A 17,605-nucleotide genomic window follows, 5' to 3' on the forward strand; every position below is an offset into this window, starting at 1 on the left:
GAAAAAGGGCCCTGACGCGACGCCCTTGGCTGAAACCGCCGCACGACCGATTTCGGAAGACCGTGCCCTGGCCCATTTCGCTGCGCCGATGCATCGACCGCACGCAGGGCCGAGATTCAGTGCGCCACACCCCAACGACAAACCTCGGCGTGCGAGGCAAAAAGCTCGGGCAGTCGAGCAAAAAGCCTCGTGGGCCGAGTTCGGAGCATCAACCGCCGAGCAAAAAGCTCGACACGTGGAGCAAAAAGCTCGACACGCGGAGCAAAAAGCTCGACACGCGGAGCAAATAACTCGGCACGTGGAGCTTCGACCTCGGCGAGCCGAGCTAAAAGCCTCGCGAGTGCGGGTTGTTCAGCGCATCCACGGCGCGTCAGCCATCGTCGCGTGTTTGCCGTAGCGTGCAACCGCCTCACGCACCACGGCGTGATCCAGTTCACCGTCGTCGGCGAGCGCCTTCAGTGCGGCGATGACGATGGATGCGCGGTCCACTTCGAAGAACTCGCGCAGCGCCCGGCGCGAATCGCTGCGGCCAAAGCCGTCGGTGCCGAGCGTGACGTAGCGGCGCGGCACGTGCGCACGGATCAGCTCGGCCACGGCGCGCACATAGTCGGTGGCCGCAATGACGGGCCCGTGCGATTCGCGCAAGACGGTTTCCACGTACGAAGGCGCGGCTTCACCGCCCAGGCGGGCAACGCGCTCCACAGCGATGGCCTCGCGGTGCAGCTCGGAAAAGCTCGTCACGCTCCAGGTGGCAGCGTCGATGTTCCAGTCTTCCTTGAGCATCTGCGCGGCGGCCATGACTTCGCCCAGGATGGCGCCGGAGCCGAGCAACTGCACGCGTGCGGTCGGCAGACTTTGTGGCGTCAGCGGATACATCCCTTTGAGAATGCCCGCACGCAGGTCGCTGCTTGGCATGGAGGGCTGCGCGTAGTTCTCGTTCGTCACCGTGAGGTAGTAGAACATGTCTTCCTGGCGCTCCAGCATCGCGCGCATACCTTCGTCGAGGATGACGGCAACCTCGTAGGCAAATGCCGGGTCCCACGCGCGGCAGTTCGGCACCGTGGATGCGGCAAGGTGGCTGGCGCCGTCCTGGTGCTGGAGGCCTTCACCGCCGAGCGTTGTCTTGCCCGCCGTGGCGCCGATCAGGAAGCCGCGCGCCCGCTGGTCCGCCGCCGCCCAGATCAGATCCCCAATGCGCTGGAAGCCGAACATCGAGTAGTAGATGTAGAACGGCAGCATCGGCAGATCGTGCGTGCTGTAGGCGGTGGCGGCGGCAATCCACGACGAGATGGCGCCGGCCTCCGAGATGCCTTCCTCCAGGATCTGGCCGCTCGTGTCTTCGCGGTAATACAGCATCGAACCCAGATCTTCCGGTTCGTATTGCTGGCCCAGCGGCGAATAGATGCCGACCTGGCGGAACATGCTCGCCATGCCGAACGTGCGCGCTTCGTCCGCCACTACGGGCACCACGCGCGGGCCGAGCGTGTCGTCTTTCAGCAGGTTGCCGAACATCCGCACGATCGCCATCGTGGTCGACATCTCGCGGCCTTCGGCCTGCAGCGCGAATTGTCCCCAGGATGGCAACGCAGGCACGGTCAGCGCCTGTGTTGCCGCCATCCGCCGTCTGGGCAGATAGCCTCCGAGGGCAGCCCGGCGCGCATGCAGGTATTGCACCTCCGGGCTGTTCGGCGCTGGCTTGTAGAACTTCAATTGCTCGACATCGGTGTCCGACAGCGGCAGGCGGAAGCGGTCGCGAAACGCCTTGAGCTGATCGACATCGAGCTTCTTCTGCTGGTGCGTCGTCATCCGGCCTTGCCCAACGCTGCCCATGCCGAAGCCCTTCATCGTCTTGGCAAGGATCACCGTGGGCTGGCCGGTGTGCTGCAGCGCCCGAGCGTAGGCGGCGTGGAGCTTGCGCACGTCGTGGCCGCCGCGGCGCAGGCGGTCGATGTCTTCGTTGCTGAAATGCGAGACGAGCGCGGCAAGCTCAGGGTTCTGGCCAAAGAAGCGCTCACGGTTGTAGGCGCCGTCGTTGGCGGAGAACGTCTGGAACTGGCCATCCACGGTCTGCGCGAATGCACGCAGCAAGGCGCCCGAATGGTCGCGGGCGAAGAGGGCATCCCAGTCCGAACCCCACAGCACCTTGATGACGTTCCAGCCGGCGCCCGTGAACTGCGCTTCGAGTTCGTCGACGACGCGGCCGTTGCCGCGCACGGGACCGTCGAGCCGCTGCAGGTTGCAGTTGATGACGAACACGATGTTGTCGAGCCGCTCGCGCGCCGCCAGCGAGAGGGCGCCGATTGATTCGGGCTCGTCCATTTCGCCGTCGCCGAAGAAGCCCCACACCTTGCGTTCGGAGGTCTGCAGCAGGCCGCGGTTGTGCAGGTAGCGCATGAAACGCGCCTGGTAGATCGCGTTGATCGGCCCGATGCCCATCGATCCGGTCGGGAACTGCCAGAACGCCGGCATCAACCACGGATGCGGATACGAGCACAACCCCGGACCGGTGATTTCGCGCCGGTAGTGTTCGAGATGCGCTTCATCCAGGAAGCCTTCGAGATACGCACGCGCGTAAACGCCGGGCGAAGAATGCGGCTGGAAATAGACGAGATCGCCGCCGTGCCCCGCGTTGTCGGCCCGGAAGAAATGATTGAAGCCGACTTCGAACAGATCCGCGGCCGACGCATAGCTGGCGATGTGTCCGCCCAGCTCGCCGTAGGCCTGGTTGGCACGCACCACCATGGCGAGCGCGTTCCAGCGCAGCGCGGCGGCCAGTCGCTCTTCGGTATCGATGTCACCGGGATACGGCGGCTGCGCCTCAACGGGGATCGTGTTGACGTACGGCGTGACGCGGGCGAGGGCGGTGCCGACGCCAAGCTTTGAGGCGCGTTCTGCCAAGCGGTCGAACAGGAACTGCGCGCGCGAGGTGCCGGCATGCTGGACGACGGCCTCCAGCGCGTCGAGCCATTCGGCGGTTTCCCCTGGATCGCTGTCTTCGATGCGGTGCGCGAGGGAGCGCATCGACGCGGCGCCGGTCGATAAATCCGTCATGACGGGTCCTGCCTGAAGGAAGGATGGGAAGGCGGGCCGTGATCATGCGATGCACGCCCGCGCCCGGATGCGCCGCCGCGGCGGCGCTGCATCAACCGTTGCGGAAGATGAAGCTGTACGCGTTGAGCGCCGGCACGCCGCCCAGGTGGGCGTAGAGCACGCGCGAGCCCTCAGGAAATTCACCGTTGCGCACCATGTCGATCATGCCGTGCATGGATTTCCCTTCGTACACGGGGTCCGTCAGCATGGCTTCCTGGCGTGCGCACAGGCGAATGGCTTCCAGCGTGCCTTCATTGGGCAAGCCGTATTCCGGGCCGCCGTAGCGCGTGTCGAGCACCACGTCCTTCTCTGTGATGTTTCGGCCGAGGTCGACCAGTTCGGCGGTGTGCTGGGCAATGCGGAGGATCTGCGCACGCGTCTGTTCCGGCTTGGCCGAGGCGTCGATGCCGATCACCTTGTCGGCCCGGCCATCCGCCGCAAAGCCGACGACCATGCCGGCTTGCGTACTGCCCGTGACCGAGCAGACGACGATGTAGTCGAACTTGAAGCCCAGCTGCGCTTCCTGCTGGCGGACTTCTTCAGCAAAGCCGACAAAGCCCAGGCCGCCGAGCGGGTGTTCGGAGCAGCCGGCCGGAATTGGGAACGGCTTGCCGCCGCGCTTGCGCACGTCTTCCATGGCCTGTTCCCAACTGGGCCGGATGCCGATGTCGAAGCCTGCTGCATCGAGGCGCACGTCGGCGCCCATGATGCGCGACATCTCGATATTGCCGACGCGGTCGTACACGGCGTCGGAGTAGTTCACCCAGTTTTCCTGCACCAGCACGCAGTTGAGGCCGAGGTGCGCGGCCACGGCGGCCACCTGGCGCGTCTGGTTCGACTGAATGCCACCAATGGACACCAGCGTGTCGTACCCGCCTTCCAGCGCTTCCGGGATCAGGTATTCCAGCTTGCGCGTCTTGTTGCCGCCGAAGGCCAGGCCGCTGTTGCAGTCCTCGCGCTTGGCAAACAGCTCGACCTTGCCGCCCAGGTGCGCGCTCAATCGTTTCAGCGGCTGGATGGGCGTCGGGCCGAACGTCAGGGGATAACGGGGAAATCGCTGCAGGTTCATGAGGTGGCTCCTTCAGTGCCGCAAATGGCGGGATGTCGGAAACCAATGGTACGCAGAACGCTACGAAATGAGGTTGCAAAGATCGTCTAATATCCGGAACGTAGATGGCCGTATATCGAACTATGTATCTCTTTATTTCTTTAATATGAAAAAGAGCGAAACAAAATTGCAGGAAGATGCTGACGCGTCGGCGGCTTCAGCGCGCCACGCCTTGGATCGCACCGATCGCGCGATTCTCAGGACGCTCCAGCGCGATGCGTCCATCTCCAACGTGGCCCTGGCGGCCAAGGTGAACCTCAGCCCGCCGGCCTGCCTTCGCCGCGTGGAACGGCTGAAGGAGCTGGGGCTGATCAAGGGGATTGTTGCGCTGCTCGATCCGCGTGCGCTGGATCTGGGGTCGCTGGTGATGATCGGCGTCGTGCTGGATCGCTCGACGCCGGAATCATTCACGGCATTTGAGAAAGCGGTGCAGAAGGTGCCCGGTTGCCTGGAATGCCACGTCGTAACCGGCGAGTTCGACTACTTCATGCTCGTGCGCACGAAAGACAACGAAGGCTACAACCGGCTCCATGCCGAACAGTTGCTGTATCTGCCGGGCGTGCGGCAGATCCGGACGTTCATGGTGCTCAAGCAGGTGCTGTCGACGACGGAGCTGCCGGTGGCTTAGCCGACGGTGCGAGCGGCTAAGCCCTTGCGTTGATCCATCAGGCGGTTCCAGAGCATGCCGGCCCGGTTGCCGCTTCTGCAATACGCAAGGACGGGCTTGGGCAACGTGTCGACCAGTTCGCCAAATGCCGCGACGTCTGCATCGCCAATGCCGTTCGGCTCGACCGGCAGGTAGCGCGCTTCCAGGCCCAGTTCGCGGGCGGCGGCGGCAATGTCCTCAAAGGCGGGCTGGTCGCTGCTCTCGCCATCTGGGCGATTGCAGATCACCGAGCGGAAACCTGCATTGCAGATGGCCTTCAGATCGGCGGGCATGATTTGCCGCGAAGCCGTCAACCCGCTGGATGCGGTGGCGCGGCATTGCTCGATCGCGCGCTGGAAGCACGCAGCGGCAAAATCGACGTCGTGCTCGGTAGCAAATCGGCCCAGGCTGATGCGCACGGTGCGGCCGGCGGCATCGGCATCCAGGCCGATGGCCGTCAGCACATGCGAGGGCGTGCCCGCTGCAGAGTTGCACGCCGATGTGGACGACACGGCGAGGTCGTCGCCCAGCATCATCGGCATGAAGCCGGGCGCGTTGACCGTGAAGCTGAGGGTGTGGGGAATGCGTCGGGCCACGTCGGCGTTCTGCACCACGTCGCCGAGGGCGAGCACCGCTGCCTTCAGCCGCTGGCTCAGCGCAGCAATGCGGGTGGTTTCGTGCTCCAGCTCTTCCGCAGCCAACTCACACGCCACGCCCATCCCGACAATCTGATGCGTCGCCAGCGTGCCCGACCGCAGACCACGCTCATGGCCGCCACCGTGGATTTGCGGCGCAATGCGCGAGGCAACATCGCGGCGCACATACAGCGCCCCGATCCCCTTGGGGCCATACACCTTGTGGGCGGACATCGAGAGCATGTCGATGCCGAGCGCGCGCACATCGATCGGCGTCTTGCCGAGTGCCTGTGCGGCGTCGACGTGGAACAGCGCGCCGGCGGCATGCACGATCTGCGCGATCGCACCAACGTCAGTCAACGTGCCCAGTTCGTTGTTCACCAGCATGAGCGAGACGAGGCCGGTGTCGGGCGTCATCGCAGCGGCGACAGCCTCGGGTGTAATTTCGCCGTCGCGTGTTGGCGAGAGATACGTCACCGAACAGCCACGCGCCGACAGGTTCGCCATCGTGTCGAGAATGGCCTTGTGTTCGATGCGGCTCGTGATGAGGTGGCGCTTGCCGGTGGCGGCCTCTGCGTAGCCCTTCAGCGCGAGGTTGTTGGACTCGGTTGCGCCCGACGTCCAGATGATCTCGTCGGCATCAGCGCCGATGAGCGCGGCAACTTGCTCGCGTGCGTGCTCCACCTTGTTCCGCGCGACGCGGCCGGTCGCATGCGAACTTGACGCTGGGTTGCCGAAGGCGCCTTCCATGCCAAGGCAGGCGGTCATGGCCGCAATCACGCGAGGGTCGGCCGGCGTGGTGGCTGCGTAGTCGAGGTAGTGGAGGGTGTTGCTGTCGCTCATTTCGTTTCTGTGCTGCGGTGGAGGCAGGGAAAATGATACGGCGGGCCGCCCGGAAAAATAATTTAAAGTTTCCTGTGAATTCCTCGATGTGGCGATTAATTTTCCCTAAAATTCAGATTCCATAAAAGAAAATTTCTCTGCCGAAATGGACGCTATTGACCGCGAACTACTGAGGCTGTTGCAGGCGGATGCGACGCTGCCCATCGCCGAGCTTGCGCAGCGCGTGAACCTCTCGCAAACGCCGTGCTGGAAGCGGGTGCAGCGGCTCAAGGACACGGGCGTCATCCGCGCCCAGGTGGCGCTGTGCGACGCACGCAAGTTGGGCGTCGGCACCACTGTGTTCGTTGCCGTACGCACGGATCAGCACACCGAGAAGTGGGCGCAGCGTTTCACGCAGGTGGTGCGCGATATGCCCGAGGTGGTGGAGGTCTACCGGATGAGCGGCGAGATGGACTATCTGCTGCGTGTTGCGGTGGCGGGCATCGAAGACTATGACCGCGTGTACAAGCACCTCATCAAGTCCGTGCCGCTGTCGGATGTGAGTTCATCGTTCTCGATGGAGCAGATCAAGTATTCGACTGCGCTGCCGGTGCGGGATGTGGGGCAGGGGGATTGAGGGTGTATTTGCGGCTGAACTGTGGCGAGTTTTCGTAGCAGCCTCGTAGGAAATGGCCAATTATTCAGCTACCGAAGTTCGCCAACCCAGCATCAGCAGACCAGTTTTGACGTGGCAGTTGCTCCATGCGTTTCGACGCCGCGTTCGTGAGCCTCTGAGGCAATGATGACCCGGTTGCGCCCTTTCTCTTTCGCCATATAGAGCGCTGCATCCGCTCGGGCGAGGGTGGCCGCCAATGTGTCTCCGGGCATGACGCACTCGACCCCCGCACTGAAGGTGCAACGCACGCCTTCTCTTGGCGAATGCTCGACCGCGAGCCGGAGTTCATCCGTCAAAGCCGCAGCGGCGGTCTTTTCCGCGTCGACCATCACAATCGCAAACTCCTCGCCACCGAGGCGACCGACAAGATCGCCCGGCCTGAGCCGCGTGGATACAACCGACGTGACATGCCTGAGAATGCGGTCGCCGACGGCATGGCCGAAGCTGTCGTTGACGGCTTTGAACTTATCAATGTCCAGAACAGCAATCGACAACGGTTTGCCGCTCGCCACCGCGTCGTGAAGCAAGACGCTTGCCCTTGCCATGAACGCTCGCCGCATCAGTACGCCCGTGAGTTCGTCAATATTCGCGAGCTGCTCCATCCTCCGGGCGAGTTGATCGTGCGCGAGCATCACCATGCCGGTCGACATGCATGGGAACGTGACGATCGCCAGCCCAAGAAACAGAACGTTCCACGCTGACGGTTCGGGAAAAGCCGATTGCGGCAGGCCGAAGGCAACGGCGATCGCCCGGGTGACATGGAACAACGCGCCCAGGTATGCGGCCGCGGCAACGAATCGATAGGGATAGCGGGCGCCCGCATGCGGCGCGTGACGCAGGGCCAATGTCCCGACAGCAATCCGGGCATAGGCAAAGAACACCGACACGATCCCAATCTTTGCGCTGACGTTCGGCGATATGAGCGTGAAATACACCAACGCAACGAACGCGATGGCAAACGCCCCCGTCTCTTGAGTCACCGCCCAAGGCTTGCCGAAAAACTGGCGCATCCCCTGTATGAGCAACAGGACGGCCGTCAGCGTGATGAGTGCAGCCGCCAGGGTGACGAACCGTGCTTGCAGACTGCCCGCGGTCAGCACACACGCCGAAGCCGTGGCCAATAGAGCGTGTGCCACGCACCAGCGGCCTATTCCCGGCACGGCGGTCCGAAGCAGTGATCCAAGGATGGCGACGCTCATCAAGCAGGACACCATCACGATACCTATCAGAGCGAGCGGGCTGAGCATGAGATCGGACGGGCGACAGGAATGGGAACAAGACAAGCGCGCATTCGGCAACCGAGCCTAGGCCGGATGGGCCGACCTGTGGCTACGACTGCTGGAAGCCTTCTGGAGCGGCGAGGCTTGGGTGCAGAGCATTCACCACAACCTCTGGCTATCGGCAGTTTTGTGCGCCTCTTAAGGCTCATTTTTGCAATAGGGTGTGGCCGATGGCACAACGTGCGCAGGAACGCCGGGGAAGAGGGCAGTTGCTGTCCGATGTTGTACGTCCTGCGCACGGCACCATTATTCGTTCTGCGCCCACCTTTCAACGATATCCGCGGGAATCGCCTGAAACACCTCCGCAAACGGTTTCCCCACCAGCGACTCTGCCTGCCGAAGCAACAGCGCGACCGGACTGCTTGGCTCGTGCGCTTCAAACCAAGTCCGAGCGAAGCGGATTTGCGTCAAAGCGGCGTGACGGCTGGTTGGCATAGCGTTGACGTTCTGGGAGGGGGCAGGTTGCGCGTCTGCTGGCGGCAATGGGGCATTGTCGGCGCGTGGGGGCGCTGGGGCCGGTGCAGCAGCAGGGGGTATTTCACTTGCCGGCGCATATTCACTCGCCACGGGCTGCGCCGAGTCAGGACGCCCGGCCAATTGCAGCAGCCGTATCAACGGCTTCAAATCTGGCGCGTGATCGGGCAGTGAAGTTTCGGACCACAGTTGAATGGACTGCGCCAGCGCGCAGGCTTCCTGCATAGCCTCAATCTGAGGCAGTCCTTGGCTACGGAGGGCTTCCAGTTGCTGATGCACTGATGCCGGTGCAAGCGCATCGGCTGGACGTGACATGCCAAGCGCACGCTCGATGTCGCGTATCTGAAGGCGCATGGCGTTCCTGCCCAGGGCAATCTCGCGCACGTCGGCTAACAACCCTTGTGGATCGACTAGCGTCGCGAGCGCGTTTGCCCGAACGCCAGGGTCAATCTCCCCATCGATCTCAAGTTGAGGATGGACTTGCTCGGGAAAGGCCGTCAGCACCGCATGCAGTAGCGCGAGGCCATCGCGCAGGCCCTCGGCCTGGTCCAGTCGAGTGCGACATCGTAGAAAGAGTGTCAGTAGCCGGATGTCCTTGGTGCGCAACAGCAGCCGTTGGCAATCGCGCTCCAGCTCAGGCCAGTTCAGCGCATCGGTCGGCGTCATAAAGTCCCCGTACTGGGCTGCCTCGCGCGGGGTGGCACGGGCTTGCAGCACTACATATTCCGTGTCGTATTCAAGGTCCGGACCACATGGCTGATCCGCATTGATCGGCAACGCCAACTCAGCAAATCGGATATCAGGCGAGGAGGCCGGCTTGGAAGCGACTGCCTTCATGAGCTTATTGAGCAACATAGTGTTCAGGTTGAAAGACCATGCCTGTAATGGCGCAGCTTGTATCGGACCGCCCGAGCCAGGTCGACCATCCCAGACGCTCATCTGCGCCTAGCACGGCCGGCGGGGCAGATTGTGGTTGCACTTGCAGCTCGACTTCCCACTCAAACTCAAAGCCCACAAAGCTGCGCACCCACTCCACCAGCACGGGCAGATCGCGTCCCTTGGGGGTGAAGTTCAAATACTGCTGCAGGTCGAGCGGTCCGATAATGAGCCGGAACTTGTGCTGGCGATCGGGCACAGCCTCGCCGAGCAAGGCGCCTTGCCCCATCACGCTGGTTGCACCCGGGCGGCCGAGGTGGCTGCACTCGGCAGCATCCAGTGCAATCCAATGCAGCACAAACTCCTGCAGTTGCACCGGCACCCCAAAGAAATGCGATAGCGCCGCCACGATGCCGTCCGGGCTACGCGACTCCCGCACATGGTGGGCACTGGCTGCCAGCCGCGCATGTGGTGGCAGCGCACTGCGAGCGATCTCGTCAGCCTCTGCTCCTGCCAGCCAGCCGATGTAGCGCGAGAACACCTCCTCGTCACGCCGGTCGAGTCCAGCGGCTGCCTGTGATTCAGCCCAAGCCTGATAGAACTGCGTCAGCGCGCGGTGGTGGAAGATGTCCAGAAATGCGGCCGTGGTGTTGTCATGGTGCGCCTCGGTTCGTTCCCGAACGATTTCCGTTAAATGGATCGGCAGCGCGCCATTGGGCCCCAGCATGCCCAGGCCGAACAACTGGATACGCAGGCTATCGGCGCGCTGCTCCAGCTTTGCAATCTCGCGTGGCGCAAAGGTGAGCGAAGCCACTTGCCCGATGCGGAAGGGTTCCGCCTGCGGGCGGGGTGCGCGGCCTACAGGCGGCAGCGAGGCATGGCGCGCAGACAGCCCCCGCAATAGCCCGAGAAAGCTCAGCTTCCATGGTTGCAGATCTGCGTAGTGGCTTTGGGCGTGCCGTGCTGGCGCGGGCGGTGGCCCAAGATCATTTTGACCGTGGAACATGGCTAAACGACCCTAGATGACATTGCGGCCGCCCGTGCGGGGCGACCAGCGGTGGATCAGTCCGCGCTCCATCGCGTGCAGCTCGGTTTCCGTGAAGGCGTTGACCGACACATGGCGCGCCAGGAAGTGTTCCAGCACCACGCCAAACAGGTACGGGCTGACGCCAGAGAAGCCGGCCTCATCCACCGTCAACTGACACTGCACGCCTCGGCCATACAGAATCGGACCCGCCCCCGGCATGCGCCGTGTCACTGGCTTGAGCTTGGAACCGATCAGGCTCTCGATCTGCCGCTGCTGGGCGGTATCGTTGGCCGACACGAATAGCCGAAGCATGTCGCGCAGCCCCTGGCCACCCTGTCGATGGTCGAGATCCATCAGCGACAGGTAGTTGAAGCCCAACTGGCGGATCAGCCGCCAGGCCATCTCGCCTTCGGCAAACGGCGCATGCGGTGCCGATGGCGGGCGGATCAACCCAATCCCTTCTACCGGAATCGAAGCGGGTGAGCTCAGATCACTGAATCCATTGCGCGGTACCAGATTCGGCAAATCCCGATTAGTCACCATCGCCTCCACCGACAGATAGCGCAGGTCGTTCGGGTAGGGCGCTTCGTTCTGGTCTACCAGCGAGAGAAACACCTCCGTGCCTGTGTAGGCTGTGCGGGTGCCGTACTTACGCGCCTGGTCTGAGATCAACCGCCGCTCCCGACGCACAGAAAAGTACCGGCCATGGTTGCCCTCATCGCTGTTGAGCGTAGCAAACAGCGGCCGGAAGTCGATCGGCGTACTGTGCTCGGTCACCTGGCCCGAGAGCTTCTGTACCGAGAACACCTCGTAATCAAGCGGGCGTCGCCGGTCGGCCACCAGGTGGAATTCTGTACGGCCCGGGCTCACCTCCATCCGGTCGGTGCGCATCGGGAAGAGGTTGACGACCGGTGTGCAGAACAGCGCGAACTGGCTGGCATCGACTTGGCTCACCACTGCACTCGGTGCCTTGGAGAGCAGCACCACAAACTCCGCTTCGCGGCCGTCGATCTTTGCGAGGCCCCGCGCAAGGCCATCGAGCCCGAAGAAGTAAAAGCGCTGCGGGCATGTGAAGTACTCATGTACCAAGTTGTGCCCGTGGAATTTGTTCCAGGCTAATGGCAGTGCGCTGTCGTCGGGTGCCATGCCGACATGGCTGACGGCGTTGTCCGTGACGGCGGTTGGACGTTCATCCATGGCGCCAGGCTTGCCGATGAGTGTCGTGCAGCCAGCACTGTGGATCAGCTCGAACAAATGTGAGGCAATCTGATCATTGCCACTCAGGTAGATGGGCAGGCGATCCAGGCCGGCCAACTGGCTGAACCTGACATCGTGTGTGAGCCGCAACCGCAGGCGCAGTGCGCCTTGTACGCTCACGTGCGCCGGCAAATAGCGCTCCATGCCCTGAATGTCCGGTGGAATGCCGGTAAGCCGCGCTTCCGCAATCTCGATTGGCCACAGCGTCAGCGGTTGGGTGGTGCGGAATTCGCACTCGGTGGATTCGCCAGGTGGTGCCTTTGCGAGCAAAGCCGTATCCCGCTGTATTGAAACCCCGCGCACCAGATCGCCTTCCGTGCGACTAGGGTAGAACTGCGCCACCGCAATGGCTGGCGTCGGCGCTACGTAGTTCGGGTAGATCACCTCCAGCAACCGTTGCGTGAAGCGTGGGAACTCCGCATCCAGCTTGATTTGAGTGCGTGCCGACAGCAGACAGAACGCCTCGATCAGGCGCTCTACATAAGGGTCTGCCACCTCGATGCCGTGCATGCCAAGGCGCTTGGCGACCTTCGGGTGCTGCCGGGCGAATTCACCGGCCAGCTCCCGCATGTAGACCAGTTCCCGGTTGTAGTAATCCAGAAGTTGTGGGTCCATGGTTTCAGTGGGCATGAAGTGAGCGGACGTTCATGTGACCTGTTTCCAGGTCGAGCGAGCTCTGCGCGGTAAATGCCATCGGGTATGGGTCCATGTGGATCAGTCCACTGATCTCGAACAGGAGCACGTTGTAGCGCGTTGGCGCACCTTCCTTGAGCAATGGCTTGACCTCCAGGGAGCCAGGAATGAGCCGTGGCTCGAAATCCAGAATCGCGCGGCGCACGATCTTGACGATGTCGGTCCATTTGTGTTCCGACAGATAGCCGCCGGCAACGGGCGGTACCCCATAGTTGAGAGTGGAACTCGCTGCTTCTGGGTAGCGTGTCCGATCGATCTCGTCTTCGCGATTGGTCGTGTTCAGCAAGTAAGTCAGATCGCGTTGCAGGATCTCGCGCATCTGTGTGCGCGTGACCGTGTATTCGTTAGCGGCTTCCGTTTGCCGCTGTGGTGCATCGTCCCGTAACCGGTCAAAGAGTGTCGGCAGCAGTTGTGCATTGGGGCGGATCGGTGTGCGGTGCCCTGACACACTAGTTCTCCAGCACGAGCAGGGTCACATCGAGTAGCCCAATGTCTCCCTGATCCGTTGTCCATGTTTTTTGGCCCCAGCCCAGGACACCCGTCTCACCCAACTCGGTCCAATGGGTCTCGCGCGCGAGCCGGGTCGCATCGTTGCCATGCTCAGAGCCGGGATAACGCACTGGTATGAAGCCCCGACAGACCATGCCGTCTGCAAGTGTTACGGTGGCCGGGCGCCAGACCAAGTCGAGCAGGCCAGTCACTGCGCTCATCTCCAACCTGCGCGTCTGGATATACGGCAGCCAGGCATAACGGCCCGCCGAGATGATTTCGCAGGTGGGACCAAGACGCGTATCGCTATCGCTGATCCAGGCAAAGGTGCCCGCATTGTGTGCGCCGCATGCCGTAGTTGCGTCTACGAGGGCAAGGTGTCGGCTATGGTCCCCTTCTTCAATGTCTCCTGATGCCGCCTGTGCCAATGCCTTGTGCAACGGCTCCAACCAGGCCGGCGGGCTTAGCAGTGCACCGGGTTCGCGCTCTCCGTTGAACACGCCCTGACGAAAAATCTCCGCCCGAATCAGGTTGCGATAGGCGTGTGCGGTCTGCGCAAAGTCTGGCGTCAGTTGGGTCGCGACCTGCAATTGCTTGAGCGCGCGCTCCCAGTCGCCCGTCACGCACAACCATTGAAAGAGCTGCCAGCGCTCTTCAAACGCGCCAGGTTGCTGACGCACGCGCACTTCAGCGTTCTGCAGCGTTTGAGCAACCGAGCCGTTGTGCTGCAGAACGGCTGCCAGACCCGATGTCGACGACGGATCCATAAGCAAGGTGTCAGTTGTCATGGTTATGTGATTCCTGTTGATATGTGACAGCCGGTAAGTAGGCACTGTCCATCGAGACGAGGTGGTGCTCGCGGCGGGCCAGCGCCGCCGTGATAGCGCGTCGCTCCGCGATCACGATGTCGCCCGCAAAAAGATGCAGAACGTCCGGCATCGCCGGGGTGGCAAAGAGTGGTTGCAAGTCAGTGAAGTTGTCTGCATCACCGATGAGGCTCTCAATTCGAGGCTGGCCAATCAGCATGTCAAGCAGGCTGTCGGTTGCTGGCTGCGTACCTACCTGTAGCGGATCGGCAGACGTTGCATCAGCAAAACTGGCAATTGCACCATCGCTTCGTGGAGGCACCTGATGCTGGTAGTAGGCATTGGCCAGCTCGGGGTTACGTAGCACCGCATCGGCCTCGCGGCTGAGTTGCATCAGCACATCTTCAGGATTGCTCGCAGCGGTGGGCGGCGACTGGGTGAGCTCCATGCCGCCAGTGCGTCGAAGAATCGAGAAGGGGTCGCCAGCGTCGGGTACCCAACCCGATGTGTCGTCGCTGGGCACCAGGTCATCGAGGATGCTGCGCTGCGCCGCTGGGAACTGCTGGTCGCCCATGATTTCTACGCCCAATTTTTGATAAATGGCGCAGATCATAATCGGAGTTTCTCCTAGCCAGAAATGCTCGGAAATCTCCAGTTCTTCTATTTATTGGAGTCTGAATTTAGTTTTAATAAAATCGAGATTGAGCGAGTGAGGTGTTTAATAAATAAGCAATCGGAATAGCCCTAAGTTGGTCGCTTGTATCAGGTGAATTTTTGTTAATTTTCGTGGTGGAATCAACGTCTTCGGTGATTTCTCCGCTCTTTTTTTAAAAAAGCAAGGGCTCGTTTGAAATCAAATGTCGCGTTTAGTTGAGTGTGTTTTTTTGTGATTTATCTAGAGGCTTATTTCAGTTGCCTGGGTGCGATTTTGACCATACGCTTCTCTCCAAAAATGAGGGATGAAATCTGGCCGTCAGACATGTTATTGGCGGCCATTTGGGGAGTTAAAAAGAGTCATGGATATCTCACGTCAGGTGCTATTCGGCCGACTAAATTCCACCCTTTTCAAGGCGATCGAGAGCGCGACCGCCTTCTGTAAGCTCCGTGGCAACCCATACGTCGAGCTTGTGCACTGGTTGCATCAGCTACTGCAAGCATCCGATAGTGACCTGCAGCGCGTGCTGAGGCATGCCGAAGCCGATTTCCAGGCACTTGAGGCTGATCTTGCACGCGCACTATCTTCCCTGCCAGCCGGCGCCAGTTCCATCAGCGATTTCTCCTTCCAAATCGAAGCTGCTGTCGAGCGCGCTTGGGTGTATGCCACGCTTGCATTCGCCGATGACCGCGTGCGCGGTGCCTATCTGCTGACCGCGCTGCTCAAGACACCGGAACTGCGCCGCACCGTTCTCGGTATTTCTCATCAGTTCGCCAAGGTGCGAGCGGAGGAGTTGGTCGACAGCATTCCCGCGCTGATCGCGCAATCCCCCGAAAGCCAGGAAGCGGCCTACGATGGCAGCGGCCTCGCGCCGGCCATTCCAGGCGAGGCGAGCGGTGCGATGGCCCCTGGAGGTACGGGCAAGAGCGCACTCGCCAAGTATTGCCGCGACCTGACGGAAGCCGCACGCGCAGGCCAACTCGACCCCGTCATCGGTCGCGAGCACGAAATCCGCACCATGACGGACATCCTGCTGCGCCGTCGCCAAAACAACCCGCTGCTAATCGGCGAGGCCGGTGTCGGCAAAACGGCCGTCATCGAAGGCCTGGCTCAGGCCATCGCTGCTGGCGACATTCCCCCGAGCCTCAAAGACGTCCGCCTGCTCAGCCTGGACGTTGGTGCACTTCTAGCCGGCGCAAGCATGAAGGGCGAATTCGAAGCGCGCCTGAAAGGGGTGCTGGAAGAGGCCACCAAATCCGCCAAGCCCGTCATCCTGTTCGTGGACGAAGTGCACACCCTGGTCGGCGCAGGTGGCCAAGCCGGTACGGGCGACGCCGCCAACCTGCTCAAGCCCGCACTGGCCCGTGGGGCTCTGCGCACGATCGGTGCCACCACGTGGAGCGAATACAAACGCCATATCGAGAAAGACCCCGCGCTCACCCGGCGCTTCCAAGTTTTGCAAGTGATGGAGCCGCAGGAAGCCAACGCTGTCGCCATGGTGCGTGGCCTGGTGGGCACCTTTGAAGCTCACCATAAGGTCTTGATCCGCGAGGAGGCTGTGCGTGCTGCCGTCAAGCTCTCGCACCGCTACATCCCCTCGCGCCAGTTGCCCGACAAGGCCATCAGCCTGCTCGACACCGCGTGCGCGCGCGTCGCCCTGTCGTTGCACGCACCGCCCGCCACCGTTGAGTTGGCGCGGCAGCGTTTGGCTGCTGCCCAGGCCGAATCGGCCTTGCTTGCCAAGGAAGCCGCGTTCGGTAAGGCAGATCGTCGCCGTATCGCCGAGGTCGACAGTGTGATACGCGAGATCAACATCGAACTCGGTCAAGCCGAAGCCCGCTGGCAGCAGGAGCGGGCACTTGCCACCTGCATTCTGGAGCAGCGGCAGGCAATCGACGCCGTACCGGAAGGGGCGAGCCAGTCGCCGGCCGCACTGGCCGACCTCGAAGCCGAGTTGCAGGCCGCCCAAGGCGAGACACCGTTGGTGTACACCGAGGTGGACGAAGCTGTGGTCGCCGCCATCGTGGCCGATTGGACTGGCATCCCCGTCACCCGCATGGTGGCTGACGAGATCGCCACCGTAGTGGCCCTGCCGCAAACGCTGGGCACACGCGTCATCGGCCAGGACCACGCGCTTGCCCAGCTTGGCGAGCGCATCCAGACCGCGCGCGCCCAATTGACCGACCCCAATAAGCCCGTCGGCGTCTTCCTGTTGGTCGGCCCCTCAGGCGTCGGCAAGACCGAAACCGCATTAGCCTTGGCCGATGCCCTCTACGGCGGCGAGCAGAACCTCATCACCATTAACCTCTCCGAATTCCAGGAGTCGCACACCGTCTCCACGCTCAAGGGCGCGCCGCCGGGCTATATCGGCTATGGCGAGGGCGGCGTGTTGACCGAAGCCGTACGCAGACGCCCCTATAGCGTTGTGCTGCTCGACGAGGTGGAGAAGGCCCACCCGGACGTCCACGAAGTCTTCTACCAAGTCTTCGACAAGGGCTATATGGAGGACGGGGAAGGGCGCCACATCGATTTCAAGAACACGATCCTGCTGCTGACCAGCAACGCTGGCTCTGACCTGCTGACCAGCCTGTGCGATGACCCGGCGCTGCTGCCGGAACCCGCCACACTGCGCGACGCACTCATGCCCGAGCTGCGCAAGACTTTCCCCGCCGCATTCCTCGGTCGTCTGGTGGTGGTGCCGTACCTGCCGTTGGCCGCCGATAACCTCGGCCGTATCGTCCGCCTGCACCTAGACCGCGTGGTCAAGCGCATGCGTGAGCAGCACGACATCGCGCTCACCTATGACGCCGCCGTGGTTGCGCACATCGTCGAGCGTTGCCCGATCGGTGAAACAGGCGCTCGCCAGCTCATCAGTTTCATTGAACAACGTATCCAGCCACAACTGGCCAAGCTTTGGCTGGGTGCGCAGGCAAGCAAACAGCCACTTGCCACCATCCACATACAGTTGGTTAGCGATGGCGTCGAGTTGGCTTACCAAGCCGAATACCTTTCCGGACGCGGCCTAGAACCGGTCATTCCCGCCGCCGAACGGGCTTAGCGCCGGTGGCACC

13 protein-coding genes are annotated in these 17,605 nt (G+C 62.2%); 3 read left to right on the top strand and 10 right to left on the bottom strand.

The annotated features are described in order from the left end of the window. Positions 1–351 precede the first annotated feature (351 nt). Positions 352–3,051: an alpha-ketoglutarate dehydrogenase gene (gene mdeB / locus ACEN9T_RS15740; protein ID WP_413708206.1), complete on the bottom strand. Its 2,700-nt coding sequence runs from the start codon at positions 3,049–3,051 to the stop codon at positions 352–354. A 91-nt stretch (positions 3,052–3,142) separates the two neighbouring features. Next, positions 3,143–4,159 (bottom strand): 1-aminocyclopropane-1-carboxylate deaminase, encoded by a 1,017-nt coding sequence (locus ACEN9T_RS15745; RefSeq protein ID WP_413708207.1) that lies wholly within the window; start codon positions 4,157–4,159, stop codon positions 3,143–3,145. Positions 4,160–4,304: 145 nt separating this feature from the next. Here ACEN9T_RS15745 and ACEN9T_RS15750 point away from each other — a divergent pair, with 145 nt between their 5' ends. Beyond that, positions 4,305–4,826 carry an Lrp/AsnC family transcriptional regulator gene (locus ACEN9T_RS15750; protein ID WP_413708458.1) on the top strand — a complete coding sequence of 174 codons (522 nt, stop codon included), beginning with the start codon at positions 4,305–4,307 and terminating at the stop codon, positions 4,824–4,826. Here ACEN9T_RS15750 and ACEN9T_RS15755 read toward each other — a convergent pair. After that, positions 4,823–6,322, bottom strand: coding sequence for an aminotransferase class V-fold PLP-dependent enzyme (locus ACEN9T_RS15755; protein WP_413708208.1), 1,500 nt, complete (start codon positions 6,320–6,322; stop codon positions 4,823–4,825). The two genes, ACEN9T_RS15750 and ACEN9T_RS15755, sit on opposite strands and share 4 nt — an antisense overlap. Before the next feature lie 145 nt (positions 6,323–6,467). Here ACEN9T_RS15755 and ACEN9T_RS15760 point away from each other — a divergent pair, with 145 nt between their 5' ends. Continuing rightward, positions 6,468–6,938, top strand: coding sequence for an Lrp/AsnC family transcriptional regulator (locus tag ACEN9T_RS15760; protein ID WP_024975461.1), 471 nt, complete (start codon positions 6,468–6,470; stop codon positions 6,936–6,938). A gap of 92 nt (positions 6,939–7,030) precedes the next feature. Here ACEN9T_RS15760 and ACEN9T_RS15765 read toward each other — a convergent pair whose 3' ends face one another. From ACEN9T_RS15765 to ACEN9T_RS15795, 7 genes are all read right to left on the bottom strand, one after another. Beyond that, a complete protein-coding gene (locus ACEN9T_RS15765) occupies positions 7,031–8,224 on the bottom strand; it encodes a diguanylate cyclase (protein ID WP_413708209.1) in 1,194 nt (397 codons plus the stop codon). A gap of 279 nt (positions 8,225–8,503) precedes the next feature. After that, a complete protein-coding gene (gene tssA, locus ACEN9T_RS15770) occupies positions 8,504–9,586 on the bottom strand; it encodes a type VI secretion system protein TssA (RefSeq protein WP_413708210.1) in 1,083 nt (360 codons plus the stop codon). Then, positions 9,573–10,613, bottom strand: coding sequence for a type VI secretion system baseplate subunit TssG (tssG, locus tag ACEN9T_RS15775; RefSeq protein ID WP_413708211.1), 1,041 nt, complete (start codon positions 10,611–10,613; stop codon positions 9,573–9,575). Before tssG ends, tssA begins: the two co-directional genes overlap by 14 nt. Positions 10,614–10,625: 12 nt before the next feature. Next, the gene (gene tssF, locus ACEN9T_RS15780) at positions 10,626–12,506 is read right to left on the bottom strand and encodes a type VI secretion system baseplate subunit TssF (RefSeq protein ID WP_413708459.1); all 1,881 of its coding nucleotides are present in this window, start codon (positions 12,504–12,506) and stop codon (positions 10,626–10,628) included. Between the two features lie 4 nt (positions 12,507–12,510). Next, a complete protein-coding gene (gene tssE / locus ACEN9T_RS15785; RefSeq protein WP_413708212.1) occupies positions 12,511–13,032 on the bottom strand; it encodes a type VI secretion system baseplate subunit TssE in 522 nt (173 codons plus the stop codon). Position 13,033: 1 nt separating this feature from the next. Beyond that, positions 13,034–13,840, bottom strand: a complete 807-nt coding sequence (locus tag ACEN9T_RS15790; protein WP_413708213.1) for a type VI secretion system accessory protein TagJ — start codon at positions 13,838–13,840, stop codon at positions 13,034–13,036. Positions 13,841–13,850: 10 nt separating this feature from the next. Next, positions 13,851–14,492 (bottom strand): TagK domain-containing protein, encoded by a 642-nt coding sequence (locus ACEN9T_RS15795; RefSeq protein WP_413708214.1) that lies wholly within the window; start codon positions 14,490–14,492, stop codon positions 13,851–13,853. A 403-nt stretch (positions 14,493–14,895) separates the two neighbouring features. On the opposite strand from ACEN9T_RS15795, the gene tssH reads away from it, so the two are divergent. After that, positions 14,896–17,592, top strand: coding sequence for a type VI secretion system ATPase TssH (gene tssH / locus ACEN9T_RS15800; RefSeq protein ID WP_413708215.1), 2,697 nt, complete (start codon positions 14,896–14,898; stop codon positions 17,590–17,592). The last annotated feature ends 13 nt before the right edge of the window (positions 17,593–17,605 follow it).

The sequence above is a fragment of the Ralstonia sp. Ralssp110 genome, from assembly GCF_047325135.1.
Lineage (GTDB): Bacteria > Pseudomonadota > Gammaproteobacteria > Burkholderiales > Burkholderiaceae > Ralstonia > Ralstonia mojiangensis.

Excerpts from the sequence above, each read along its gene's own strand:
- mdeB (WP_413708206.1), bottom strand. The coding sequence starts at position 3,051 with ATGACGGATTTATCGACCGGCGCCGCGTCGATGCGCTCCCTCGCGCAC.
- ACEN9T_RS15745 (WP_413708207.1), bottom strand. The coding sequence starts at position 4,159 with ATGAACCTGCAGCGATTTCCCCGTTATCCCCTGACGTTCGGCCCGACG.
- ACEN9T_RS15750 (WP_413708458.1), top strand. The coding sequence starts at position 4,305 with ATGAAAAAGAGCGAAACAAAATTGCAGGAAGATGCTGACGCGTCGGCG.
- ACEN9T_RS15755 (WP_413708208.1), bottom strand. The coding sequence starts at position 6,322 with ATGAGCGACAGCAACACCCTCCACTACCTCGACTACGCAGCCACCACG.
- ACEN9T_RS15760 (WP_024975461.1), top strand. The coding sequence starts at position 6,468 with ATGGACGCTATTGACCGCGAACTACTGAGGCTGTTGCAGGCGGATGCG.
- ACEN9T_RS15765 (WP_413708209.1), bottom strand. The coding sequence starts at position 8,224 with ATGCTCAGCCCGCTCGCTCTGATAGGTATCGTGATGGTGTCCTGCTTG.
- tssA (WP_413708210.1), bottom strand. The coding sequence starts at position 9,586 with ATGTTGCTCAATAAGCTCATGAAGGCAGTCGCTTCCAAGCCGGCCTCC.
- tssG (WP_413708211.1), bottom strand. The coding sequence starts at position 10,613 with ATGTTCCACGGTCAAAATGATCTTGGGCCACCGCCCGCGCCAGCACGG.
- tssF (WP_413708459.1), bottom strand. The coding sequence starts at position 12,506 with ATGGACCCACAACTTCTGGATTACTACAACCGGGAACTGGTCTACATG.
- ACEN9T_RS15790 (WP_413708213.1), bottom strand. The coding sequence starts at position 13,840 with ATGGATCCGTCGTCGACATCGGGTCTGGCAGCCGTTCTGCAGCACAAC.
- ACEN9T_RS15795 (WP_413708214.1), bottom strand. The coding sequence starts at position 14,492 with ATGATCTGCGCCATTTATCAAAAATTGGGCGTAGAAATCATGGGCGAC.
- tssH (WP_413708215.1), top strand. The coding sequence starts at position 14,896 with ATGGATATCTCACGTCAGGTGCTATTCGGCCGACTAAATTCCACCCTT.